The 20,197-nt window shown below is 59.1% G+C and carries 19 protein-coding genes and 1 pseudogene; 6 read left to right on the forward strand and 14 right to left on the reverse strand.

The window, feature by feature from the left end; genetic code table 11:
* Positions 1-33 precede the first annotated feature (33 nt).
* Positions 34-1,092: a DUF8605 domain-containing protein gene (locus WLY71_RS05485; RefSeq protein WP_347802789.1), complete on the reverse strand. Its 1,059-nt coding sequence runs from the start codon at positions 1,090-1,092 to the stop codon at positions 34-36.
* Between the two features lie 382 nt (positions 1,093-1,474).
* Here WLY71_RS05485 and purM point away from each other — a divergent pair, with 382 nt between their 5' ends.
* The 3 genes from purM to WLY71_RS05500 are packed head-to-tail and all read left to right on the forward strand — an operon-like array spanning position 1,475 to position 3,917.
* Entirely contained in the window at positions 1,475-2,533 is a 1,059-nt protein-coding gene (purM, locus tag WLY71_RS05490; protein WP_008148639.1) for a phosphoribosylformylglycinamidine cyclo-ligase, read from the forward strand.
* A gap of 11 nt (positions 2,534-2,544) precedes the next feature.
* Positions 2,545-3,195 (forward strand): phosphoribosylglycinamide formyltransferase, encoded by a 651-nt coding sequence (gene purN / locus WLY71_RS05495; RefSeq protein ID WP_008148637.1) that lies wholly within the window; start codon positions 2,545-2,547, stop codon positions 3,193-3,195.
* A gap of 8 nt (positions 3,196-3,203) precedes the next feature.
* Positions 3,204-3,917 carry a DUF3108 domain-containing protein gene (locus WLY71_RS05500; protein ID WP_102614662.1) on the forward strand — a complete coding sequence of 238 codons (714 nt, stop codon included), beginning with the start codon at positions 3,204-3,206 and terminating at the stop codon, positions 3,915-3,917.
* Between the two features lie 63 nt (positions 3,918-3,980).
* Here WLY71_RS05500 and WLY71_RS05505 read toward each other — a convergent pair whose 3' ends face one another.
* The 3 genes from WLY71_RS05505 to WLY71_RS05515 all read right to left on the reverse strand — a co-directional run bounded on the left by WLY71_RS05505 (position 3,981) and on the right by WLY71_RS05515 (position 8,332).
* Positions 3,981-5,165 carry a trans-sulfuration enzyme family protein gene (locus WLY71_RS05505; RefSeq protein ID WP_347802790.1) on the reverse strand — a complete coding sequence of 395 codons (1,185 nt, stop codon included), beginning with the start codon at positions 5,163-5,165 and terminating at the stop codon, positions 3,981-3,983.
* The gene (locus WLY71_RS05510) at positions 5,162-6,538 is read right to left on the reverse strand and encodes a pyridoxal-phosphate dependent enzyme (protein WP_347802791.1); all 1,377 of its coding nucleotides are present in this window, start codon (positions 6,536-6,538) and stop codon (positions 5,162-5,164) included. Before WLY71_RS05510 ends, WLY71_RS05505 begins: the two co-directional genes overlap by 4 nt.
* A gap of 168 nt (positions 6,539-6,706) precedes the next feature.
* Positions 6,707-8,332: a methyl-accepting chemotaxis protein gene (locus WLY71_RS05515; protein ID WP_347802792.1), complete on the reverse strand. Its 1,626-nt coding sequence runs from the start codon at positions 8,330-8,332 to the stop codon at positions 6,707-6,709.
* Between the two features lie 253 nt (positions 8,333-8,585).
* Between WLY71_RS05515 and WLY71_RS05520 the strand changes: the two genes are divergently transcribed.
* Both WLY71_RS05520 and WLY71_RS05525 read left to right on the forward strand, forming a co-directional pair.
* Positions 8,586-9,002: an OsmC family protein gene (locus WLY71_RS05520; protein ID WP_347802793.1), complete on the forward strand. Its 417-nt coding sequence runs from the start codon at positions 8,586-8,588 to the stop codon at positions 9,000-9,002.
* A gap of 61 nt (positions 9,003-9,063) precedes the next feature.
* Positions 9,064-9,924, forward strand: a complete 861-nt coding sequence (locus WLY71_RS05525; RefSeq protein ID WP_347802794.1) for a pirin family protein — start codon at positions 9,064-9,066, stop codon at positions 9,922-9,924.
* 99 nt (positions 9,925-10,023) lie between these two features.
* On the opposite strand, the pseudogene WLY71_RS05530 reads toward WLY71_RS05525, so the two are convergent.
* The 4 genes and pseudogenes from WLY71_RS05530 to WLY71_RS05545 form a co-directional block, all read right to left on the reverse strand.
* Positions 10,024-10,575, reverse strand: a pseudogene (locus WLY71_RS05530) (dienelactone hydrolase family protein); the annotation flags it as partial.
* A 51-nt stretch (positions 10,576-10,626) separates the two neighbouring features.
* Positions 10,627-12,531, reverse strand: coding sequence for a molecular chaperone HtpG (htpG, locus tag WLY71_RS05535; RefSeq protein WP_347802795.1), 1,905 nt, complete (start codon positions 12,529-12,531; stop codon positions 10,627-10,629).
* A gap of 81 nt (positions 12,532-12,612) precedes the next feature.
* Positions 12,613-13,065 (reverse strand): PaaI family thioesterase, encoded by a 453-nt coding sequence (locus tag WLY71_RS05540; RefSeq protein WP_033055881.1) that lies wholly within the window; start codon positions 13,063-13,065, stop codon positions 12,613-12,615.
* Positions 13,062-13,538 carry a PaaI family thioesterase gene (locus WLY71_RS05545; RefSeq protein ID WP_347802796.1) on the reverse strand — a complete coding sequence of 159 codons (477 nt, stop codon included), beginning with the start codon at positions 13,536-13,538 and terminating at the stop codon, positions 13,062-13,064. Before WLY71_RS05545 ends, WLY71_RS05540 begins: the two co-directional genes overlap by 4 nt.
* A gap of 157 nt (positions 13,539-13,695) precedes the next feature.
* Here WLY71_RS05545 and WLY71_RS05550 point away from each other — a divergent pair, with 157 nt between their 5' ends.
* Positions 13,696-13,929 carry a hypothetical protein gene (locus WLY71_RS05550; protein WP_283183615.1) on the forward strand — a complete coding sequence of 78 codons (234 nt, stop codon included), beginning with the start codon at positions 13,696-13,698 and terminating at the stop codon, positions 13,927-13,929.
* A gap of 76 nt (positions 13,930-14,005) precedes the next feature.
* Here the strand turns inward: WLY71_RS05550 and WLY71_RS05555 are convergent, their stop codons facing one another.
* The 6 genes from WLY71_RS05555 to WLY71_RS05580 form a co-directional block, all read right to left on the reverse strand.
* Positions 14,006-14,407, reverse strand: a complete 402-nt coding sequence (locus WLY71_RS05555) for an MAPEG family protein (protein WP_283183614.1) — start codon at positions 14,405-14,407, stop codon at positions 14,006-14,008.
* Complete coding sequence (locus tag WLY71_RS05560; RefSeq protein ID WP_008148609.1) at positions 14,407-15,144, reverse strand: DUF599 domain-containing protein; 738 nt, start codon at positions 15,142-15,144, stop codon at positions 14,407-14,409. The genes WLY71_RS05555 and WLY71_RS05560 overlap by 1 nt, the downstream gene beginning before the upstream one ends.
* 241 nt (positions 15,145-15,385) lie before the next feature.
* Positions 15,386-16,699: a branched-chain amino acid transport system II carrier protein gene (gene brnQ, locus WLY71_RS05565; protein WP_347802797.1), complete on the reverse strand. Its 1,314-nt coding sequence runs from the start codon at positions 16,697-16,699 to the stop codon at positions 15,386-15,388.
* A 390-nt stretch (positions 16,700-17,089) separates the two neighbouring features.
* Complete coding sequence (gene sucD, locus WLY71_RS05570; protein ID WP_008148605.1) at positions 17,090-17,971, reverse strand: succinate--CoA ligase subunit alpha; 882 nt, start codon at positions 17,969-17,971, stop codon at positions 17,090-17,092.
* Positions 17,971-19,137 (reverse strand): ADP-forming succinate--CoA ligase subunit beta, encoded by a 1,167-nt coding sequence (gene sucC / locus WLY71_RS05575; protein ID WP_008148602.1) that lies wholly within the window; start codon positions 19,135-19,137, stop codon positions 17,971-17,973. Before sucC ends, sucD begins: the two co-directional genes overlap by 1 nt.
* Before the next feature lie 200 nt (positions 19,138-19,337).
* Positions 19,338-20,197 (reverse strand): FAD-dependent oxidoreductase (locus WLY71_RS05580; protein ID WP_347802798.1); only part of this gene is annotated, 860 nt, incomplete at its 5' end.

Below are 20,197 nucleotides of genomic sequence, written 5' to 3' on the forward strand. Positions count from 1 at the left end.
CTCCCTATGCATCTATATAAAGAAAGAAAACCGTTACCAACGGAATCGCAGCTGCGGCACAGGTGCCGGAGCGGGCGCTACTACTGGTGCCGAACCCTCGGCCGGCTGAACCGGTGCGACGGGTGCAGGCGCTTCACCCGCTGGAACTTCCTGCAATTTGGCCAGCGACAATTGCGCCTTCAACTGTTCGGCGCTGCCATTGACCCGGTAGAGAATCCGGTCGCCGTCGACACTTTGCAGGCGCGCACCAAACGGCTCCAGCAAGCGCCCAAGTGCGGCATAGCGCTCCAGGTTCATGCTCTGCACTTCGAGCAATTGTTCGCCCGAAGCACCTGGCTTGACCACAAACCGAGGCGCCAACCGTTGACTGACCGCCAGCATCACTGCATCGGCTACAGCAGCCTGATCCGCACCCTGAACACTGCCCGCCTCCTTCTTGTCGCCCAGCCACAACTGCCACTTGGCCTGCCACTGGCCGCCCTCTTCACGAGCATGCACCGCGAGCAAGGCGTCAGCGTTGTAACGCTCCGATGCCCCGCGCAGTGGCGTCGCGTCCGTACCTTCCAGATTCGGTGCCGTGGCGACGATCTGCTCACTCAGATCTGCCAGCGGCAGGCGCAGCGGCAAACCACGGTGTTGCGCTGCTCGGCGCAGCGGTGCAGCACTGGCCTGGCCATCACCGACGAGGCTCGAACCCTCGGTGGAATCGTTCAACCACCAGCCGAGGATCGAAGGCCGGTTCGCCCCCCACAACGACAGCCCGGCACGGCGCAACGCTTGCTCGGTGGTGGCCGGGTCGAAATCGACCTTCAGCACTTCCGGCGGACCAGCGTCAAAGCCGTACTGACTGATGATTTGCTGCGGGTCCTTGCGCAGTGCCGCCAACCCCGGGTTTTGCGCAGCCTTGGGATCGCCGGTCAGACGCAACACCAACGTATCCAGCGCTTGCTGGGTCGCTTGATCACGCACTTCCGGGGTTTGACCACTGACAGGCTGACGCACCTGATACAGATTTTTGACGGTTTCGGCATGACTCGCCAGGCTGACCAATGACATACAGCCCGCAAACAAAAATCTAGAAAAAAAACGCATGGAGGATTCCTGACGACAAGAGCGGCTGGAACAGGCCGCGTGAACCGGATTGAGCAAGGCTGTGACCACGCCCCCAAGCAAAACATTCACCTGACCCTGGTAAGTTTTTGCACTGTGCTAACGATAGACGGTTAATAGCGATACCTTATACAGCCATGAAGGATGCAGCCAACACGGGCAATGAAGGTTTTTTTAAGCTGATATGCCCCTGCCGTCGGCCTGAGGATGGCCGCTGCCCCTCAAGCCTGATAAAATCGCGCGCCTTCGCAGACCGGCAACAGCCGGGCACCCTGAAATTCGCGGATGGCAATCGCCTTCGTCAGTTTCGGTGGTCCCACTGGACTCGGTCGTTACCCCTGAATCCCCCCTAAAGGCCTGGATCATGAGCAAGCAACCCTCCCTGAGCTACAAGGACGCCGGTGTAGACATCGACGCCGGTGAAGCATTGGTCGAACGCATCAAGAGCGTCGCCAAGCGCACTGCGCGCCCGGAAGTCATGGGCGGCCTGGGCGGTTTCGGCGCCCTCTGCGAAATCCCTGCCGGCTACAAGCAGCCCGTGCTGGTTTCCGGCACCGACGGCGTCGGCACCAAGCTGCGTCTGGCGCTGAACCTGAACAAGCACGACAGCATCGGCATCGACCTGGTTGCCATGTGCGTGAACGACCTGGTGGTCTGCGGTGCCGAGCCGCTGTTCTTCCTCGACTACTATGCCACCGGCAAACTCAACGTCGAAACCGCGACCCAGGTCGTGACCGGCATTGGCGCTGGCTGTGAATTGTCCGGCTGCTCCCTGGTTGGCGGCGAAACCGCTGAAATGCCTGGCATGTACGAAGGCGAAGACTACGACCTGGCCGGCTTCTGCGTCGGCGTCGTGGAAAAATCCGAAATCATCGACGGTTCCAAAGTCGCTGCCGGCGATGCCCTGCTCGCCCTGCCGTCTTCCGGCCCGCACTCCAACGGCTACTCGCTGATCCGCAAGATCATCGAAGTGTCCGGTGCCGACATCGAAAACATCCAGCTCGACGGCAAACCGCTGACCGACCTGCTGATGGCCCCGACCCGTATCTACGTGAAGCCGCTGCTCAAGCTGATCAAGGAAACCGGCGCGGTCAAAGCCATGGCCCACATCACCGGTGGTGGCCTGCTGGACAACATCCCGCGCGTTCTGCCAAAAGGCGCACAAGCCGTGGTTGACGTCGCGAGCTGGACCCGTCCTGCCGTGTTCGACTGGCTGCAAGAGAAAGGCAACGTTGACGAAAACGAAATGCACCGCGTGCTGAACTGCGGCGTGGGCATGGTCATCTGCGTTGCTCAAGAGCACGTCGAAACCGCCCTGAACGTCCTGCGCGAAGCCGGCGAGCAGCCTTGGGTCATCGGTCAGATCTCCACCGCTGCCGAAGGCGCGGCTCAGGTTGAACTGAAGAACCTCAAGGCACACTGATGCAAGAGCGGATGTCCCAGACCTGTGATGTGGTGGTGCTGTTGTCCGGCACCGGCAGTAACTTGCAGGCCTTGATCGACAGCACGCGGACCGGCGACAGCCCGGCCCGCATCGCTGCGGTGATTTCCAACCGCGCCGACGCCTACGGCCTGCAACGCGCCAGGGACGCGGGTATCGACACCCGCACCCTGGATCACAAGGCGTTCGAAGGCCGCGAGGCCTTCGATGCCGCGCTGATCGAACAGATCGACGCGTTCAACCCCAAACTCGTGGTACTGGCCGGTTTCATGCGCATTCTCAGCGCTGACTTCGTGCGCCACTACGCGGGTCGCCTGCTCAACATCCACCCCTCGCTGCTACCCAAATACAAAGGGTTACACACTCATCAGCGCGCACTGGAAGCCGGCGACACCGAGCACGGCTGTTCCGTGCACTTCGTCACCGAGGAACTCGATGGCGGGCCACTGGTCGTACAGGCAGTAATACCGGTAGAGTTGCACGATTCGCCGCAGAGTCTGGCGCAGCGAGTTCATACCCAGGAACACCTGATTTACCCGTTGGCTGTACGCTGGTTTGCCGAAGGTCGTTTATCACTCGGCGAGCAAGGTGCTTTACTGGATGGAAAGTTACTCGCGGCCAGCGGCCACTTGATTCGAACCTAGGAGATTTTATGCGTCGCGCCCTGCTCTTCGCTTGCGCTCTGCTCGCACTGCCATTTGCGCAGGCTGCAGAACTTCAACCTTTCTCCGCCAGCTACACCGCTGACTGGAAGCAGTTGCCCATGAGCGGCACCGCTGAACGCAGCCTGACCAAGCAAGCCAACGGCGCCTGGAAGCTCAGCTTCAAGGCCTCGATGATGATCGCCAGCCTGACTGAAGAAAGCACCCTGACCCTGGACAAGGACACGCTGCTGCCGCAGTCCTACCACTTCGAACGTGGCGGCCTGGGTAAAGCCAAGAAGGCTGACCTGGATTTCGACTGGACCAACAAAATGGTCACCGGCACCGATCGCGGTGACCCGGTCAAGATCCCGCTCAACCGCGGCATGGTCGACAAATCCACTTATCAGCTGGCCCTGCAGCACGACGTGGCCGCTGGCAAGAAAAGCATGAGCTATCAAGTCGTCGACGATGGTGAAGTCGATACCTATGATTTCCGCGTGCTGGGTTCGGAAAAGGTCGACACCAAAGCTGGCCAGATCGAAGCAATCAAGGTCGAGCGCGTGCGCGACCCGACACAAAGCAAGCGCATCACCGTCCTGTGGTTCGCCAAGGACTGGGATTACCTGCTGGTTCGTCTGCAACAGGTTGAAACCGACGGCAAGGAGTACAACATCATGCTCCTCGACGGTACGGTCAACGGCAAGGCTGTCAAAGGCAGCTGATCCGGCTCGACACAAAAATCCGGAATCCGATAAGGGTTCCGGATTTTTTTTGCCTGCTGAAATTCAGATCCGCGCCAGCGCCTGTGCCAGGTCAGCGCGCAGGTCTTCGACATCCTCGACCCCCACGGACAACCGCACCAACGCATCGCCGATGCCGAGTTGCGCACGAGTATCCGCGGGGATGCTGGCGTGGGTCATGATCGCCGGGTGCTCGATCAGGCTTTCCACCCCGCCCAGGCTCTCGGCCAAGGCAAAGATCCGCACACTCTCGAGGAAGCGCGTGGCACCGGCCAGGTCGCTGTTCAAGTCGAGGGATATCATCCCGCCGAAACCGCGCATCTGCCGCTGCGCCAGTTCGTGCTGCGGGTGCGACGGCAGGCCCGGATAATAGACACGCGCCACCTGCGGTTGACGCTCCAGCCATTGCGCCAGGTCCAGCGCGTTGTTGCAGTGGCGTTCCATGCGCAGCGCCAGGGTCTTCACGCCACGCAGGGTGAGGAAAGCGTCGAACGGCCCGGCGATCGCGCCCACAGCGTTCTGCAGAAAACCCAGACGCTCCGCCAGGTCTGCGTTTTGTCCGACCACCGCGATGCCGCCGATCACGTCGGAGTGGCCGTTCAGGTACTTGGTAGTCGAGTGCAGCACGATGTCGAAGCCCAGCTCCAGCGGGCGCTGTATCCAGGGGCTGGCAAAGGTGTTGTCGGCGACACAGATGATGCCTCGCTGGCGACAGATGCGCGCGATGGCAACGAGGTCGGTAAGGCGCAGCAAAGGATTGCTCGGCGTCTCGACCATGACCATCCGCGTGTCGTCCTGCAGCGCTGCTTCGAATGCCGACACATCAGTCAGGTCGACGAAGCTGAAGCGATGCCCGGCGCTGCGTCGGCGCACCTTGTCGAACAGGCGGAAAGTACCGCCGTACAGGTCGTTGCCGGAGACGATGTGCGAATCAGCATCGAGCAATTCGAGCACGGTGGAAATCGTCGCCAGCCCGGACGCGAACGCGAACGCGAAGGCCTGGGTGCCGCCTTCGAGGTCTGCAACGCAACGCTCCAGCGCAAAGCGCGTCGGGTTGTGCGAGCGCCCGTAGTCGAAGCCCTTGTGCACACCGGGGCTCTGCTGCAAATAGGTGGAGTTGGCGTAAATCGGCGGCATCAGCGCCCCGGTGGAAGGGTCGGGCGTTTGCCCGGCATGGATCACACGGGTGGCGAAGGCACGTGGCACAGCGTTTTCATCGTGTTGACTCATGTAAGGGATCTCCGTAGGTGAATGAGCATGTCGACTCGAGTAATCAAGCCGTAGAAGCCCGAAGCGTCGGCGATGATCGCCACCAGCCCACGGTCGAGCTCCGCGCGTAGTTCAGCCAGACTGGCGCTTGGAGGCAGGGTTTGCAGCTTATCGGTCATCGCGCTGGCCACGCTCGCGCGAAAGTGCGAAGCATCTTCTTGCATGCCAAGCAGAATGTCGGACTCGTCGATCACGCCGACCAGCCGCTGCCCGCCCTCCAGCACCGGCAGTTGCGACACATCAGCCAGGCGCATGCGCTGGAACGCGGTGAGCAGCGTATCGTCCGGGCCCACGCTGATCACCCGGCCATCCTCGAAGCGCCGTGAGATCAGGTCGCGCAGATCGCCGTAATGTTTGTACTGCAGCAGGCCCTGATCGTTCATCCACTGGTCGTTGTAGACCTTTGACAGATAGCGCGTGCCGGTGTCGCAGACGAAGCTGACGACCCGCTTCGGCTCGGTCTGCTCGCGGCAGTAACGCAGGGCCGCCGCCAGCAGCGTGCCGGTCGAAGAACCGCCGAGTATGCCTTCGGCGCGCAGCAGTTGGCGGGCATGATCGAAGCTTTCTTCGTCGCTGATCGAGTAGGCGTGGCGCACGCTGGACAGGTCGGCAATCGACGGAATGAAGTCCTCGCCGATGCCCTCCACCGCCCAGGAGCCGGGCGTGCTCATGGTGCCGCTGCGGCTGTATTCGGCCATCACCGAGCCTACCGGATCGGCCAGCACCATGACCAGGTCCGGTTGCACGCGGCGAAAGAAGCGGGTAAGCCCTGTCAGCGTGCCGGCCGAGCCGACGCCGACGACGATCGCGTCCAGATCATGCTGAGTCTGCGCCCAGATCTCCGGCGCGGTGCTGCATTCGTGGGCCAGCGGGTTGGCCGGGTTGTTGAATTGATCGGCGAAGAAGGCGTCGGGAATTTCCTGCGCCAACCGCGCCGCAACGTCCTGGTAGTAATCGGGGTGGCCCTTGCCGACGTCGGAGCGGGTGATGTGCACCTCGGCCCCCATCGCCTTGAGGTGCAAAACCTTCTCGGTGGACATCTTGTCCGGCACCACCAACACCACTCGGTAGCCCTTGGCACGGCCGACCAGGGCCAGACCAAGGCCGGTGTTGCCGGCGGTGGCCTCGACGATGGTGCCGCCGGGTCGCAGGCTGCCATCACGCTCGGCGGCGTCGATCATCGCCAGGCCGATGCGATCCTTGATCGAACCGCCGGGGTTCTGTGATTCAAGCTTGAGGAACAGCGTGCACGGGCCGGTATCGAAACGGCTGACGCGCACCAGCGGCGTATTGCCGATCAGTTCGAGTACGGCGGGTCGGGAGTCGGTGGGCATGTCGTCACCTCGCTACGCAAATCAGCACTGGATGGACAGCAACCGACGGCGAGTCATCGCGCGCCAGTCACGGCAAAGTATCGCTTGGACCATAGGCCGGGATGGCGCCACCCGCAACCTTGCACAGCCAGCCGGTAGCGTCGCCGGAACGACAAAGCCGCTCGGCGTTCAGACCGAGAACCGCGCCACCATCGTATTCAGATCGACCGCCAACCGAGACAGCTCCTGGCTCGCCGCACTGGTTTGATTGGCCCCGGCCGACGTCTGCAACGCAAGATCGCGAATGTTCATCAGGTTGCGATCCACCTCTCGCGCGACAGCCGCTTGTTCCTCTGAGGCGCTGGCGATCACCAGGTTGCGCTCATTGATCAGGGTAAACGCCGTGGCGATTTCTTCCAGCGCCGTGCCCGCCGCTTTCGCCACTTCCAGGGTCGAACGCGCCCGCGTGTTGCTCTGCTGCATCGAACTGACCGCAGCATCAGTGCCTTGCTGGATGCCAGTAATCATCTGCTCGATTTCCTGGGTCGATTGCTGAGTCCGGTGCGCCAGCGCCCGCACTTCATCGGCCACCACCGCAAAGCCGCGCCCGGCACTCCCGGCCCGCGCCGCTTCGATGGCCGCGTTCAGGGCCAGCAAGTTCGTCTGCTCGGCAATCGAGCGAATCACATCCAGGACTTTGCTGATGCCATAAACCTTCTGCGCCAGGTCCTCGACCTGGGTCGCATTGGCCGTGACATCGTCGGCCAGGGATTCGATGGACAACACGGTCTGATGCACCTGCTCGCGACCGTGCTGGGCGATCCGGTCGGACTCCCGAGACGCTTCGGACGTGGCCACCGCATTGCTCGCAACCTCCTCCACCGCAGCGGTCATCTGATTCACCGCCGTGGCGGCCTGGTCGATTTCCAGGCTCTGCTGATGCAGGCCCCGGGTGGCCTCTTCGGTCACACAACTGAGCTCTTCCGAGGCCGAGGCCAATTGGCTGGACGAGTCGGAAATACGCCGCAGGGTTTCGCGCAAACTCCCCTGCATGCTCTTGAGTGCGTGCAACAGCCGCGCCGGCTCGTCCTTGCCGCTGATGCTGATATCACCGGTGAGATCGCCGCCAGCCACCCCTTCAGCCACCTTCAACGATTGGGAAAGCGGCACGACGATGCTGCGGGTCAGCAGCAGCGCCAGGCCGATGGTCATCAGCGCCGTCAGGCCGATCATCACCCCGACCCCGACCCGCGAATGGTTGAACACTTGGCGCCCCGCCTCCGTCGCCAGGTTAACGTTGTGCTTGTTCAGTTCGAGCAATGACTTGAGGGTGACGGCGATTTCATCGGCCAACGGACTCATCTCGCCATTGAGGATGGCGGACGCCTCTTCCACCCGTCCCTGAGCAGACAGCGTCATCACCTGAGTCTGGAACTGCAGGTAGTGTTGCTCCGAGGCTTTGAAGCGGTCGAACAGCACACGCTCTTCGGGCAACACGATCAGCGCGTCATAACGCTGCTGAGGCTCACCCAGGATGCCTTTGAGCTCGTTGAGTTTGCTGACGTTTTGCGCCAGCGCCTGCGGGTCCCGATTGATCAGCAGGCGCATGGTCAATGCCCGCAGCCGCAGCATGTCCTGATTCATCTCCCCGACCGCCATCACGCTGGGCAACCAGTTGTCATCGACCTGATCGGACTGCGCGCGCATGTTCGACATTTGCAGCAGGGCGAACGCCCCCAATCCAAACACCATCAACGCCAGCAGGCCAAAACCCAGGCCCGCGCGCGGCGCAATATTGAGACTTCTGATACTCATTAATCTGGTTCCTTCCAAAAGTGCCGCCTCAATCCTGCAGCGGGTTGCCTTAGAAGGTATCGGCCCTGAGAGATTTTGCGTAAGACGAAAAAGTGATATCAAAACGCCTTGCTACTTCGATCGTCGGGCGGTAACGATTCAGCGCACGGCAATGGGCGAGTGAGAAAGTGGAACGCGTCATGGGAGGAATGCTCTATACCTTCAAGGTCTTTTTTGACCGAATGACTTTTTCCTGTTGCCTGCGAGGTTTCCCATGACTGTCACCGTCAATACCGTTTCCGCCGAAGGTTTTCGTCACAGCGTACAGATCGATGATCACGAACTCTTTGCCGACGTACCGACACTCGCCGGCGGCGAAGGCTCGGCGCCCGAGCCGCACGATTACTTCGACGCGGCCCTGGGTGCCTGCAAGGCCCTGACCCTGAAGATGTACGCGAAGAAGAAAGACATCCCGCTGACCGGTGTCACTGTCGAAGTCAAACGTGGCAACAGCGAAGAGCAGAAAGGTAAATATGCCCTGCACGTCAAATTGACCCTCAAGGGTGTGCTCACCGACGCTCAGCGCGATGAGCTGCACCGCGTGGCCGACCGTTGCCCGGTCCACAAGTTGATGACCACCACCGACGTCAGCATCGAAACACACCTGTCTGAAGGTGCCTTCAGCCAATAGCGGCAAGGGCTGCGCAAGCGGGTTATGCTCCACGCATTACCCGCTCAGCCTGGAATGCAGCATGAACACTCCGCTCGTGATTCGTCCCCGCGCCGAAGATGTCGAAGGCCAGCCAATTCTTCGCCCGCTGCCGTCAGCCAAATGCCGCAGCGTCGGGCCTTTCGTGTTTTTCGACCACATGCTCGAAACCCGTTATGAGGCGGGAAAAGGCATGAACATCCGTCAGCATCCGCACATTGGTCTGTCGACTCTCACGTACTTGTTCGAAGGAAAAATCCAGCACAAGGACAGCCTCGGCTCCGATCAGGTGGTGGAGGCCGGTGATGTCAGCTGGATGACGGCGGGCAGCGCGATTGCCCACGTCGAACGCACGCCTGACGCCTTGAAGGACAGCGGTTTCACCCTGCACGGTTTGCAGATTTGGCTGGCCTCACCGAAAGAGCAAGAGCACGGTCCCGGACACTACAGTCACCATCCGGCGGCCACGCTGCCGGTCAGCGATAACCTGGGGGTGAAGATCCGGATGATTGCCGGGTCAGGCTTTTGCCTGGAGTCACCGGTCCCGGTGCTTTCTCCTACCTTGTATGCCGAATTGAACCTGCAAACGGCGACCACATTGCTGATTCCAACCGAGCATGAAGAGCGGGCGTTGTATGTGCTGGACGGCGAGGTGCAACTGGATGGCGAGCTGATAGATCCGCATTCGCTGGTGGTGTTGCCGGCCGGGGAAGAGATGACGCTGTTCGCTGAGAGCGATTGTCATGCCGTGCTGTTTGGCGGAGCGCCGCTGGATGGGCCGCGGCGGATCAACTGGAACTTCGTGGCGAGCGATCCGGCGTTGATCGATGAGGCGCGGCGACGCTGGGCGGCCGGGGATTGGCCGACGGTGCCAGGGGAAAGAGAGCGGATCGAATTGCCTTAGGGCAAAAATCAAAAGATCGCAGCCTTCGGCAGCTCCTACATGTAAATGCATTCCCCTGTAGGAGCTGGCGCAGCCTGCGATCTTTTGATCTTGAGGCAATCAGCCTTTAAACACTTCATCCAGCAAGTTGTGCATCGACGTAAACGCACGACTTGCCGTCTTCGCGTCATACATCATCATGCCCGGCACTTTGGCGTGCGGATCGGTGAAGGAATGCACCGCGCCGCCGTAGCTCAGCCGTTGCCAATCCACGCCTGCCGCGTTCATCTCATCTTCAAACGCCGGCAGTTGCTCTTTCGGCACCAATGGGTCGGATGCACCGTGCAGCACCAACACCGAACCCTTGATATTCCTGGCATCAGCCGGATTCGGCGAATCCAGCGTTCCGTGGAACGACACCGCCGCTTTCACCGGCGCTCCGGTGCGCGCCAGATCCAGCGCGCAGCAACCACCGAAGCAGAAACCAAAGGTCGCCAGTTTCGAGCTATCGACCGCCGCTTCGTTCTGGATTTGCAGCTGATTGAATGCTGCTTGCATGCGTTTGCGCAACAACGGCCGGTCATGCTTGAGCGGCGTCATGGCTGCACCCGCCTCGTCGCCGTTCTGCGGACGGACCGACTGACCGTAGAGGTCCGCGATCAGCACCAAATAAAAGACGTCAGAATAAAAAAACCCGCCGAAGCGGGTTTTTGTACAACGCAGTTAAACCGACAGTTCAACCAGCAGCTTGTTGAGACGGCGCACGTAGGCGGCCGGGTCTTTCAAGCTGTCGCCGGCGGCCAGGGCCGCCTGATCGAAGAGAATGTGCGACAGGTCGCCGAAGCGTTCGTCGCTCTGCTCGTTGTCGAGCTTCTCGATCAGCGGGTGAGCCGGGTTGAATTCGAAGATCGGCTTCGATTCAGGAACCTTCTGACCGCTGGCTTCCAGGATCTGACGCATCTGCATGCCCAGGTCCTGCTCGCCGATGGCCAGAATCGCCGGGGAGTCGGTCAGACGATGGGAAACCCGCACTTCAGCAACGGAGTCGCCCAGTGCAGTTTTCAGACGCTCAACCAGACCTTCTTTGGACTTGGCCACTTCTTCCGCGGCTTTCTTGTCTTCTTCCGAATCCAGGTTGCCCAGGTCCAGGTCACCGCGCGCCACGTCGACAAAGCTCTTGCCGTCGAAGTCGCTGAGGTAGCTCATCAGCCACTCGTCGATGCGGTCGGTCAACAGCAGCACTTCGATGCCTTTCTTGCGGAAGACTTCCAGGTGCGGGCTGTTCTTGACTTGCGCGTAGGTTTCGCCGGTCAGGTAGTAGATCTTGTCCTGGCCTTCCTTGGCGCGAGCCAGGTATTCGGCCAGACCCACCACTTGCTCGCCTTCATCACCGCTGGTTGATGCGAAACGCAGCAGGCCAGCGATTTTCTCTTTGTTGGCGAAGTCTTCTGCCGGGCCTTCTTTCATGACCTGGCCAAAGTTTTTCCAGAAGCTCTTGTATTGCTCAGGCTCGTTCTTCGCCAGCTTTTCCAGCATGTCGAGAACGCGCTTGGTCAGCGCCGACTTCATGGAATCGATGATCGGGTCTTTCTGCAGGATTTCCCGCGACACGTTCAGCGACAAGTCGTTGGAATCGACCACGCCTTTGATGAAGCGCAGGTACAGCGGCAGGAACGACTCTGCCTGATCCATCACGAACACGCGCTGCACGTACAGCTTCAGGCCTTTTGGCGCTTCACGCTGGTACAGATCGAATGGAGCACGGGCCGGCACGTAGAGCAGCGAGCTGTATTCGAGCTTGCCTTCGACCTTGTTGTGGCTCCAGCTCAGCGGGTTTTCGAAGTCATGAGCGACGTGTTTGTAGAACTCCTGGTATTCCTCGTCCTTGATCTCGGTACGCGGACGGGTCCACAGGGCGCTGGCGCGGTTGACGGTTTCCCATTCAACGGCCGGTTGCTCTTCGCCTTCAACGGCTGCCACTTCTTTCGGCAACTCGATCGGCAGAGCGATGTGGTCGGAGTACTTCTTGATGACGTTGCGCAGACGCCAGCCATCGGCGAATTCGTCTTCACCGGATTTCAGGTGCAGGACGATACGGGTGCCGCGCTCGGCTTTATCAACGGTGGCAACTTCAAAATCGCCTTCACCCTTGGACGACCAGTGCACGCCTTCGCTGGCAGCAGCACCGGCACGACGGCTGAACACGTCGACTTTATCGGCGACGATGAATGCAGAGTAGAAACCCACACCGAATTGACCGATCAGGTGCGAGTCTTTTTTCTGATCGCCGGAGAGATGTTTCATGAAATCGGCAGTGCCGGATTTGGCGATGGTACCCAGGTGGGTGATCGCATCTTCACGGCTCATGCCGATGCCGTTGTCTTCGAGGGTGACGGTTTTAGCGTCCTTGTCGAAGCTCACACGGATTTTCAGTTCGGCGCCACCTTCCAGCAACTCGGGCTTGGACAGGGCTTCGAAACGTAATTTGTCGACAGCGTCAGAGGCGTTCGAGATCAATTCGCGAAGGAAAATTTCCTTGTTGGAATACAGCGAATGGATCATGAGGTGCAGCAGCTGCTTCACCTCGGTCTGGAAGCCCAGGGTTTCCTTTTGAGTTTCCACACTCATGGTCATCAAACTCCAATCAGATGGCAGTGGCCGCGACCTGAAGGGTCGGCGGCGGGTTGTCATCAAAGTTGGGGGCTGAGTTCAGGATTTCAAGGGCTCTTCAATTTTGAAATGGGCGCGGGCTGTGGCAATCGGTTCGGCTTCAGTGCTTTGCCAGGCCGTAATCGCAACGTTGGCGACCCGGCGACCCTGCCGGCAAACCTGGCATCTGGCCCAGGTGTCGCGAAACTGCCCGGCGCGCAGATAGTCGAGGGAGAAATCGATGATCTTCGGCACACCCGGCGAACCGGTGAAAATCAGCAGGTGCAGCGCTGCGGACAGCTCCATGAACCCGGCAATCACGCCACCATGAATCGCCGGCAATAAAGGGTTACCAATGTTGTCCTTGTTGGCCGGCAATCGAAACAGCAGATCATCCCCCACCCGCGAACATTCGATGCCGATCAATTTGGCGTAGGGAATCAGGTGCAGCAGCGAAGCGTAGTCGCCCTGCTCATGTGCCTGCTGAAGTTGTTCCTTGAAGGAATCGGTCATTTCGCACCTCCTGCGATGACGCCGCCAAAGCCTTTGGTGCCTTTGATCGCTTTGCCCATACGCATGAAGGTGCCCACTACATGGGCGATGGGCTGCTCAGGATCGTCCTGATAGGCGAAACCGCGAGCAAAGATCACATCCGTGGTCACCCGGTAGCACTGGGCAAAACCGTAGACATCTTTATGCGGCTCGGCGGCGTGCATGTAGTCGATGCGCAGGTCGAGGGTCGGGCAAACTTCGAACTCGGGCAGCACGCAGAGGGTGGACATGCCGCAGGCCGTGTCCATCAGCGAGGTCAGCGCCCCGCCATGAATCACGCCGGTTTGCGGGTTGCCAACAATTTTAGGACTGTACGGCAAGATGACCGTCAGGCCTTCGCTACTGGCGCTGTGAACCCGCAGCCCAAGTACCTGACAATGTCGCAGCGCCGATAGAAATCGTGTAGCGCGCTCAAAAACGGGGTTTTCGGCCATTTTGATAAAACTCTTCTTAGTGTTCAGGTAACGCACTAGGCGTTTCAGTAAAAGTTCCCGTCGGAATAAACTTATATATCTGTATGATTTGAGGAACTTAACGCTATGGGCTGTGCTCTTAAGGTCAGTAGATATTTTCCATAAGGAGAAACACCCCATGCGTAAGACTTTAGCTGTTGCCTTGATGTTGACCGCTTCCCTCGGTCTCGCAGCCTGCGATAAAAAATCCGAGGACAAAGCTCAAGATGCTGCCAAACATGCTGAGCAAGCTCAGCAAGACATGAGCAAAGCTCAGGATAAAGTGAACGACGCTGCGAAAGAAAACGCCGAAGCCGCCAAAGCTCAGGCTGAATCGGATGCAGCGGCAGCAAAAGAAGCACCTAAAAACTAAAACAGTTTTTAGCGTGATAAAGAAAACCCGCCAAGTGCGGGTTTTCTTTTGCCTTCTGTTTTTTGCACTGCAGGCGTTACAGCAAAATAGTTTTAAAAGTCGGACTAATCATCAACAGCAACGAACACACTAGTCCGACGAACCATACCAGGCTCCGCTGCCAGGCCAGATCAACCCAATAGCACAGCAAATAAATGATTCGCGTAATCACGAAGATGATTGCCAGTAAGTCGATCAGCCACCCCGCTGTCTGCGTGGTGTGCGCCATCAACACCCCCACCGCGAACAGAATGAACGCCTCAAAACAGTTTTGATGAGCCGCCAACGCACGGGCACCAAAGCCTGTCAGTTGCGCCTGTTGCTGACGCGGCAGATGGTTGTCATAACCACCCTGGTCATTCATCGCCTTGGCCACGGGAATTTTTGCCACAAAAATCAGCAAGGCACTGATAAACACACACCAGAACGGAATACTCATCAAACAGCCTCTTTAATCGCCTCGGGCAATGGCGCCTCTGTAGGTGTATAGACCATCACGTCGAGAACGTCGGAATGAAACTCCCGGCGGTACAACACCAGCACCACGCCGGCACTCATCAACATGAACAACCACGGGCTGACGAACCAGGCCAGCATGGTCATGCCGAAGTAGTAAGAGCGCAGTCCGAAGTTGAACTGGTTGGCGGCCATGGAAATGACGCGGGCCGCCCGGGCAGCAAAGGCTTTGCGCTCTTGTTCGGAAACGTGACGCTCACCGACCATAGGCGCCGAGCCCACCAGAATGGCCGCAAAGTTGTACTGGCGCATGCACCAGCTGAACGTAAAGAACGCATAGACAAACACCAGCGCCAGGCACAGCAACTTGATCTCCGACATTCCCTGGGACGCCTGTTGCACCATCGGGATATCCGCCAACAACGACACTGCCCGTTCGGAGGCTCCGAGCACCGTGAGAATGCCGGCCAGGATAATCAGTGTGCTGGAGGCGAAGAACGAGGCGTTGCGCTCCAGGTTACCGATCACGCTGGCGTCAGCGATGCGGTTGTCGCGCAACAGCATGCGACGCATCCAGTCTTCGCGATAAAGGTGCAGCACGCTGGCCAGGCACGCGGTGTCGCGGCCTTTCCACGTCGCATAACGGGTGTAGCCGCCCCAGCAGATGGCGAACCAGAGCGCGGCGAGGATGTGGATCATGTTGGCGTGGATGAACGACATGCAGGTCCTTGTGATGTGTTTGTGGAGTAGCGAAATTCTTGTGGGAGCGAGCTTGCTCCGGGCGGCGATCCGACGATGGCGGACTATCAGTCGGCATCACTATTGAATGTTATGCCCTCATCGCGAGCAAGCTCGCTCCCACATTAGATTTGTACAAGCCCATAAAAAATGCCCCGTATCGATTGATACGGGGCATTTCCATGTGTGTTCACAGCCCGCTTGTGACGGGCGATGAAGCGGCTTAAGCCAGTGCTTCTTCGCGCTTGCCCAGCATACGATCGCAAACCACCGCGACAACCAGGGTCATGACCGACGGCACCAGCCAGGCCAGGCCTTGCTCGCTCAGCGGCAGGTGGGACAACTGAGTCGGCATCCAGTCCGCCAGACCCGCGCCCTTGAGGGCGTCGATCAAACCGAAGATGAACGACACCAGCATCACCGGACCGACGATGCGGCCCTGCTCATGCCAGAAGTCCTTGCAGAAGCTCAGGGCGACCAGGGCAATGCACGGCGGGTAGATCGCGGTCAGCACCGGGATCGAGAACGCAATCAGCTTGGTGAGGCCCAGGTTGGACACCAGCAGGGAGAACGCGGCCAGGATGATGACCAATGTCTTGTAGGACAGCGGCAGCACACGGCTGAAGTATTCGGCGCAGGCACATGTCAGACCCACCGCCGTCACCAGGCAGGCAAGGGAGATCAGCACCGCCAGAAAACCGCTGCCCAGAGAGCCGAAGGTGTGTTGCACGTAAGCGTGCAACACCGCCGCGCCGTTGGTGGCACCCGCGGCCACTTCATGGCTGCCCGAACCGAGACGGAACAGGCTGACGTAAACCAGCGCCAGACCCACGCCGGCAATCAGCCCGGCGATGATCGCGTAACGGGTAATCAACACTGGCGACTCGACGCCACGGGAGCGGATTGCGTTGACGATGACAATACCGAACACCAGCGCGCCCAAAGTATCCATGGTCAGGTAACCATTGATGAAGCCTTGGGAGAACGGTGCCGCCACGTATTCCGGGGTGGCCACGCCGACATCACCGGCCGGCAATGCAAACGCGGCGATGCCGAGCGCGGCCAGCGCGATGATCTTCAGCGGCGCGAGGAAACGTCCTACGGTATCCAGCAGCCGACCCGGATAGAGCGAGATGAAGAACACCAGCAGGAAGTACACCGAGCTGTAGAGGAACAGCGCCAGCGGGCTCTCGCCGGTCAGCGGCGCCAAGCCGACTTCGAATGACACGCTGGCAGTGCGCGGTGTCGCGAACAGCGGGCCGACAGCGAGGTAGCACGCAGCAGCCAGCAGGCCACCGGCGACTTTCCCTATCGGGCTGCTCAAGGCATCCATGGCGCCACCGACCTTGGCCAAGGCGACGACGGTGATCACCGGCAGACCGACCGCAGTGATCAGAAAACCCAGCGCCGCCATCCAGACATTTGGACCGGACTGCAAACCGACGATAGGCGGGAAGATGATGTTGCCAGCCCCGACAAACAGGGCAAACGTCATAAAACCAAGTGCCAGGATGTCCTGGCCTTTCAACACTTTCATTAAGGAAATACCACACTACTGAATCGGAATTTAGAGAGGGATTTCCCTGAGGGGTGAGGGAAATGCTGTCGGTCCGTATAGGACTGACCCGTTTAGCGCGTAGCAACCTTGTGGGTCGCGGACGCAAAAATGGCTGCTAGCCTAACGAATTTGCCCGACAAACGCACTGTTAGGGTGCGAAGTATCCGATACACGACATTACCGTGTCGCGTTTACATATATAAAGGTCAAAAGATCGCAGCCTCGTTGCACTCGACAGCTCCTACAGGGGATACGAAACCTTGTAGGAGCTGTCGAGTGCAACGAGGCTGCGATCTTTTGATCTTCGCAAATGACAAAGGCCACCCGAAGGTGGCCTTTGTCTGGTGAAGCGTCAGATAAGCGCGAGGCTTACTTGATCGCCCAACCGGTCAGCTCGGACAAAGCCTTGCCGATGTCTGCCAGCGAACGCACGGTTTTAACGCCTGCGTCTTCCAGGGCAGCAAACTTCTCGTCTGCAGTGCCTTTGCCGCCAGAGATGATTGCGCCAGCATGGCCCATGCGCTTGCCCGCAGGGGCAGTCACACCAGCGATGTAGGAAACAACCGGCTTGGTCACGTGTGCCTTGATGTAGGCAGCCGCTTCTTCTTCAGCCGAACCGCCGATCTCACCGATCATCACGATCGCTTCGGTCTTCGGGTCTTCCTGGAACAGCTTCAGGATGTCGATGAAGTTCGAGCCCGGGATCGGGTCACCGCCGATGCCGACGCAAGTCGACTGACCGAAACCGGCGTCAGTAGTCTGCTTCACAGCTTCGTAGGTCAGGGTGCCGGAACGGGAAACGATACCGACCTTGCCTGGCAAGTGAATGTGACCTGGCATGATGCCGATCTTGCATTCGCCTGGAGTGATCACGCCTGGGCAGTTAGGACCGATCAGGACTACGCCCAGCTCGTCGCACTTGACCTTGGCATCCAGCATGTCCAGGGTAGGAATGCCTTCAGTGATGCAAACGATCAGCTTGATGCCGCCGAATGCTGCTTCCAGGATGGAGTCCTTGCAGAAAGGAGCTGGAACGTAGATCACGCTGGCGGTGGCGCCAGTGGCAGCTACAGCATCTTTCACGGTGTTGAACACTGGCAGACCCAGGTGCTCGGTGCCGCCTTTGCCAGGAGTTACGCCACCCACCATCTTGGTGCCGTATTCGATGGCTTGCTGGGTGTGGAAACTACCTTGCGAACCGGTAATACCCTGGCAGATAACTTTGGTGTCTTTATTGATCAGGACGCTCATTATTTGCCCTCCGCAGCTTTGACAACTTGTTGAGCAGCGTCGGTCAGGCTGGTAGCAGCGATGATGTTCAAACCGCTTTCTGCCAGTACTTTAGCGCCCAGCTCAGCGTTGTTGCCTTCAAGGCGAACAACAACCGGGATTTTCACGCCGACTTCTTTCACAGCGCCGATGATGCCTTCGGCAATCATGTCGCAACGAACGATGCCGCCGAAGATGTTGACCAATACTGCAGCGACGTTAGTGTCGGACAGGATGATCTTGAACGCTTCGGTAACGCGTTCTTTGGTAGCACCGCCGCCCACGTCGAGGAAGTTGGCTGGTTTGCCGCCATGCAGGTTGACGATGTCCATGGTACCCATGGCCAGGCCAGCACCGTTGACCATGCAACCGATGTTGCCTTCCAGCGCTACGTAGTTCAGTTCGAACTTGGCAGCGTGCGCTTCGCGCGGATCGTCTTGCGACGGATCGTGGAAAGTCTTCAGCTTAGGCTGACGGTACATGGCGTTGGCGTCGATGTTGATCTTGGCGTCGAGGCAATGCAGATCGCCGTCAGCCTTGATCACCAGCGGGTTCACTTCCAGCAGAGCCAGGTCGTGATCCTTGAACAGCTTGGCCAGACCTACGAAGATCTTGGCGAACTGAGCAACTTGCTTGCCTTCCAGACCCAGCTGGAATGCCAGCTCGCGACCCTGGAATGGCTGAGCGCCAACCAGTGGATCGATAGTGGCCTTGAGGATTTTCTCAGGGGTGTCGTGAGCGATTTTCTCGATGTCCACGCCACCTTCGGTGGAAGCCATGAACACGATGCGACGGCTCGAACGGTCAACGACAGCGCCCAGGTACAGCTCTTTAGCGATATCAGTGCACGATTCAACCAGGATCTTGGTGACTGGCTGACCATTGGCATCAGTCTGGTAAGTCACCAGACGCTTGCCCAACCACTGTTGAGCGAATGCTTTGGCGTCTTCTTTGCTGCGAACCAGCTTAACGCCGCCCGCTTTACCGCGACCACCTGCGTGAACCTGGGCTTTGACAACCCATTCGGTCCCGCCGATTTTGTCGCACGCTTCTGCTGCTGCTTCCGGGGTGTCTACGGCGAAACCCTGGGATACTGGCAGCCCGTATTCAGCGAACAGCTGCTTACCCTGATACTCGTGAAGATTCATGCTAATTACCGTCTTCGTTAGGTACTGCGCATTCGGTGCTGCACTTGTTCAAGTGCCGCACCACCTGTGACTGCTGCTTGCGTAGGTGTTCCGGATAACCGGTGAGACTACGCAAGGCTGCGTCCGGCGGACATTCCGCGGTGAGTCTTGCACGCAAGGCTCACGACGGGCCTTCCGCCGTGGTTTCTTATTGTCTTGTCTTAACGCTTCTTGCGGTTGGCGATGTGGATGGCGCCGCCATTCACAGCCAAAGCTGCTTCGTGCAAGGCTTCGGACAGGGTCGGATGGGAGAAAACCATCATGCCCAGGTCTTCAGCGCTGGTGCCGAATTCCATGCCGATCGCGCCCTGCTGAACCAGTTCTGCAGCGCTCGGGCCAATCACGTGGACGCCCAATACGCGGTCAGTCTTGGCATCAGCAATGACTTTCACGAAACCGCCGGTATCGTTTGCTGCCATGGCACGGCCACTGGCTGCGAACGGGAAAGTGCCGACGTTAACTTCAACGCCTTCAGCTTTCAAGGTCTGCTCGGTTTTGCCGACCCACGCGATTTCCGGGTGAGTATAAATAACAGACGGGATCAGGTCATAGTTGATTTGGGCTTTGTGGCCCTTGATGCGCTCAACCACCATGATGCCTTCTTCGGACGCCTTGTGCGCCAGCATCATGCCGCGAACCACGTCGCCGATCGCGTAAACGCCCGGTACGCTGGTGGCGCACTGGTCGTCAACGAAAACGAAACCGCGCTCGTCGATGTTCACACCGCTGTCAGATGCCAGCAGTTCGGTGGTCACTGGACGGCGACCAACGGCAACGATCAGCTTGTCGAACGTGATGTTCTGTTCGCCATTGGCATCGGTGTAGTTCACGACAACTTCGTTGCCGTTCACTTTGGAACCGGTGACGCGAGCGCCCAGCTTGATGTCCAGACCTTGTTTGGTCAGGGTCTTGTAGGCTTCTTTGGAAACGGCGTCGTCAGCCGCTGGCAGGAACTTCTCCAGGGCTTCCAGAACAACCACTTCGGAACCCAGACGGGACCAGACCGAACCCAGTTCCAGAC

The sequence above is a fragment of the Pseudomonas rossensis genome (genome assembly GCF_039888995.1).
Taxonomy (GTDB): domain Bacteria; phylum Pseudomonadota; class Gammaproteobacteria; order Pseudomonadales; family Pseudomonadaceae; genus Aquipseudomonas; species Aquipseudomonas rossensis.

Bases quoted from the DNA above. Each gene is read 5' to 3' on its own strand.
- sucC (WP_008148602.1), bottom strand. From the start codon at position 19,137: ATGAATCTTCACGAGTATCAGGGTAAGCAGCTGTTCGCTGAATACGGG.
- WLY71_RS05560 (WP_008148609.1), bottom strand. From the start codon at position 15,144: ATGTCGTTCATCCACGCCAACATGATCCACATCCTCGCCGCGCTCTGG.
- purN (WP_008148637.1), top strand. From the start codon at position 2,545: ATGTCCCAGACCTGTGATGTGGTGGTGCTGTTGTCCGGCACCGGCAGT.
- WLY71_RS05515 (WP_347802792.1), bottom strand. From the start codon at position 8,332: ATGAGTATCAGAAGTCTCAATATTGCGCCGCGCGCGGGCCTGGGTTTT.
- WLY71_RS05485 (WP_347802789.1), bottom strand. From the start codon at position 1,092: ATGCGTTTTTTTTCTAGATTTTTGTTTGCGGGCTGTATGTCATTGGTC.
- WLY71_RS05540 (WP_033055881.1), bottom strand. From the start codon at position 13,065: ATGACCGATTCCTTCAAGGAACAACTTCAGCAGGCACATGAGCAGGGC.
- brnQ (WP_347802797.1), bottom strand. From the start codon at position 16,699: ATGAAAGTGTTGAAAGGCCAGGACATCCTGGCACTTGGTTTTATGACG.
- WLY71_RS05520 (WP_347802793.1), top strand. From the start codon at position 8,586: ATGACTGTCACCGTCAATACCGTTTCCGCCGAAGGTTTTCGTCACAGC.
- WLY71_RS05500 (WP_102614662.1), top strand. From the start codon at position 3,204: ATGCGTCGCGCCCTGCTCTTCGCTTGCGCTCTGCTCGCACTGCCATTT.
- WLY71_RS05545 (WP_347802796.1), bottom strand. From the start codon at position 13,538: ATGGCCGAAAACCCCGTTTTTGAGCGCGCTACACGATTTCTATCGGCG.
- WLY71_RS05555 (WP_283183614.1), bottom strand. From the start codon at position 14,407: ATGAGTATTCCGTTCTGGTGTGTGTTTATCAGTGCCTTGCTGATTTTT.
- htpG (WP_347802795.1), bottom strand. From the start codon at position 12,531: ATGAGTGTGGAAACTCAAAAGGAAACCCTGGGCTTCCAGACCGAGGTG.
- WLY71_RS05550 (WP_283183615.1), top strand. From the start codon at position 13,696: ATGCGTAAGACTTTAGCTGTTGCCTTGATGTTGACCGCTTCCCTCGGT.
- purM (WP_008148639.1), top strand. From the start codon at position 1,475: ATGAGCAAGCAACCCTCCCTGAGCTACAAGGACGCCGGTGTAGACATC.
- WLY71_RS05505 (WP_347802790.1), bottom strand. From the start codon at position 5,165: ATGAGTCAACACGATGAAAACGCTGTGCCACGTGCCTTCGCCACCCGT.
- sucD (WP_008148605.1), bottom strand. From the start codon at position 17,971: ATGAGCGTCCTGATCAATAAAGACACCAAAGTTATCTGCCAGGGTATT.
- WLY71_RS05510 (WP_347802791.1), bottom strand. From the start codon at position 6,538: ATGCCCACCGACTCCCGACCCGCCGTACTCGAACTGATCGGCAATACG.
- WLY71_RS05525 (WP_347802794.1), top strand. From the start codon at position 9,064: ATGAACACTCCGCTCGTGATTCGTCCCCGCGCCGAAGATGTCGAAGGC.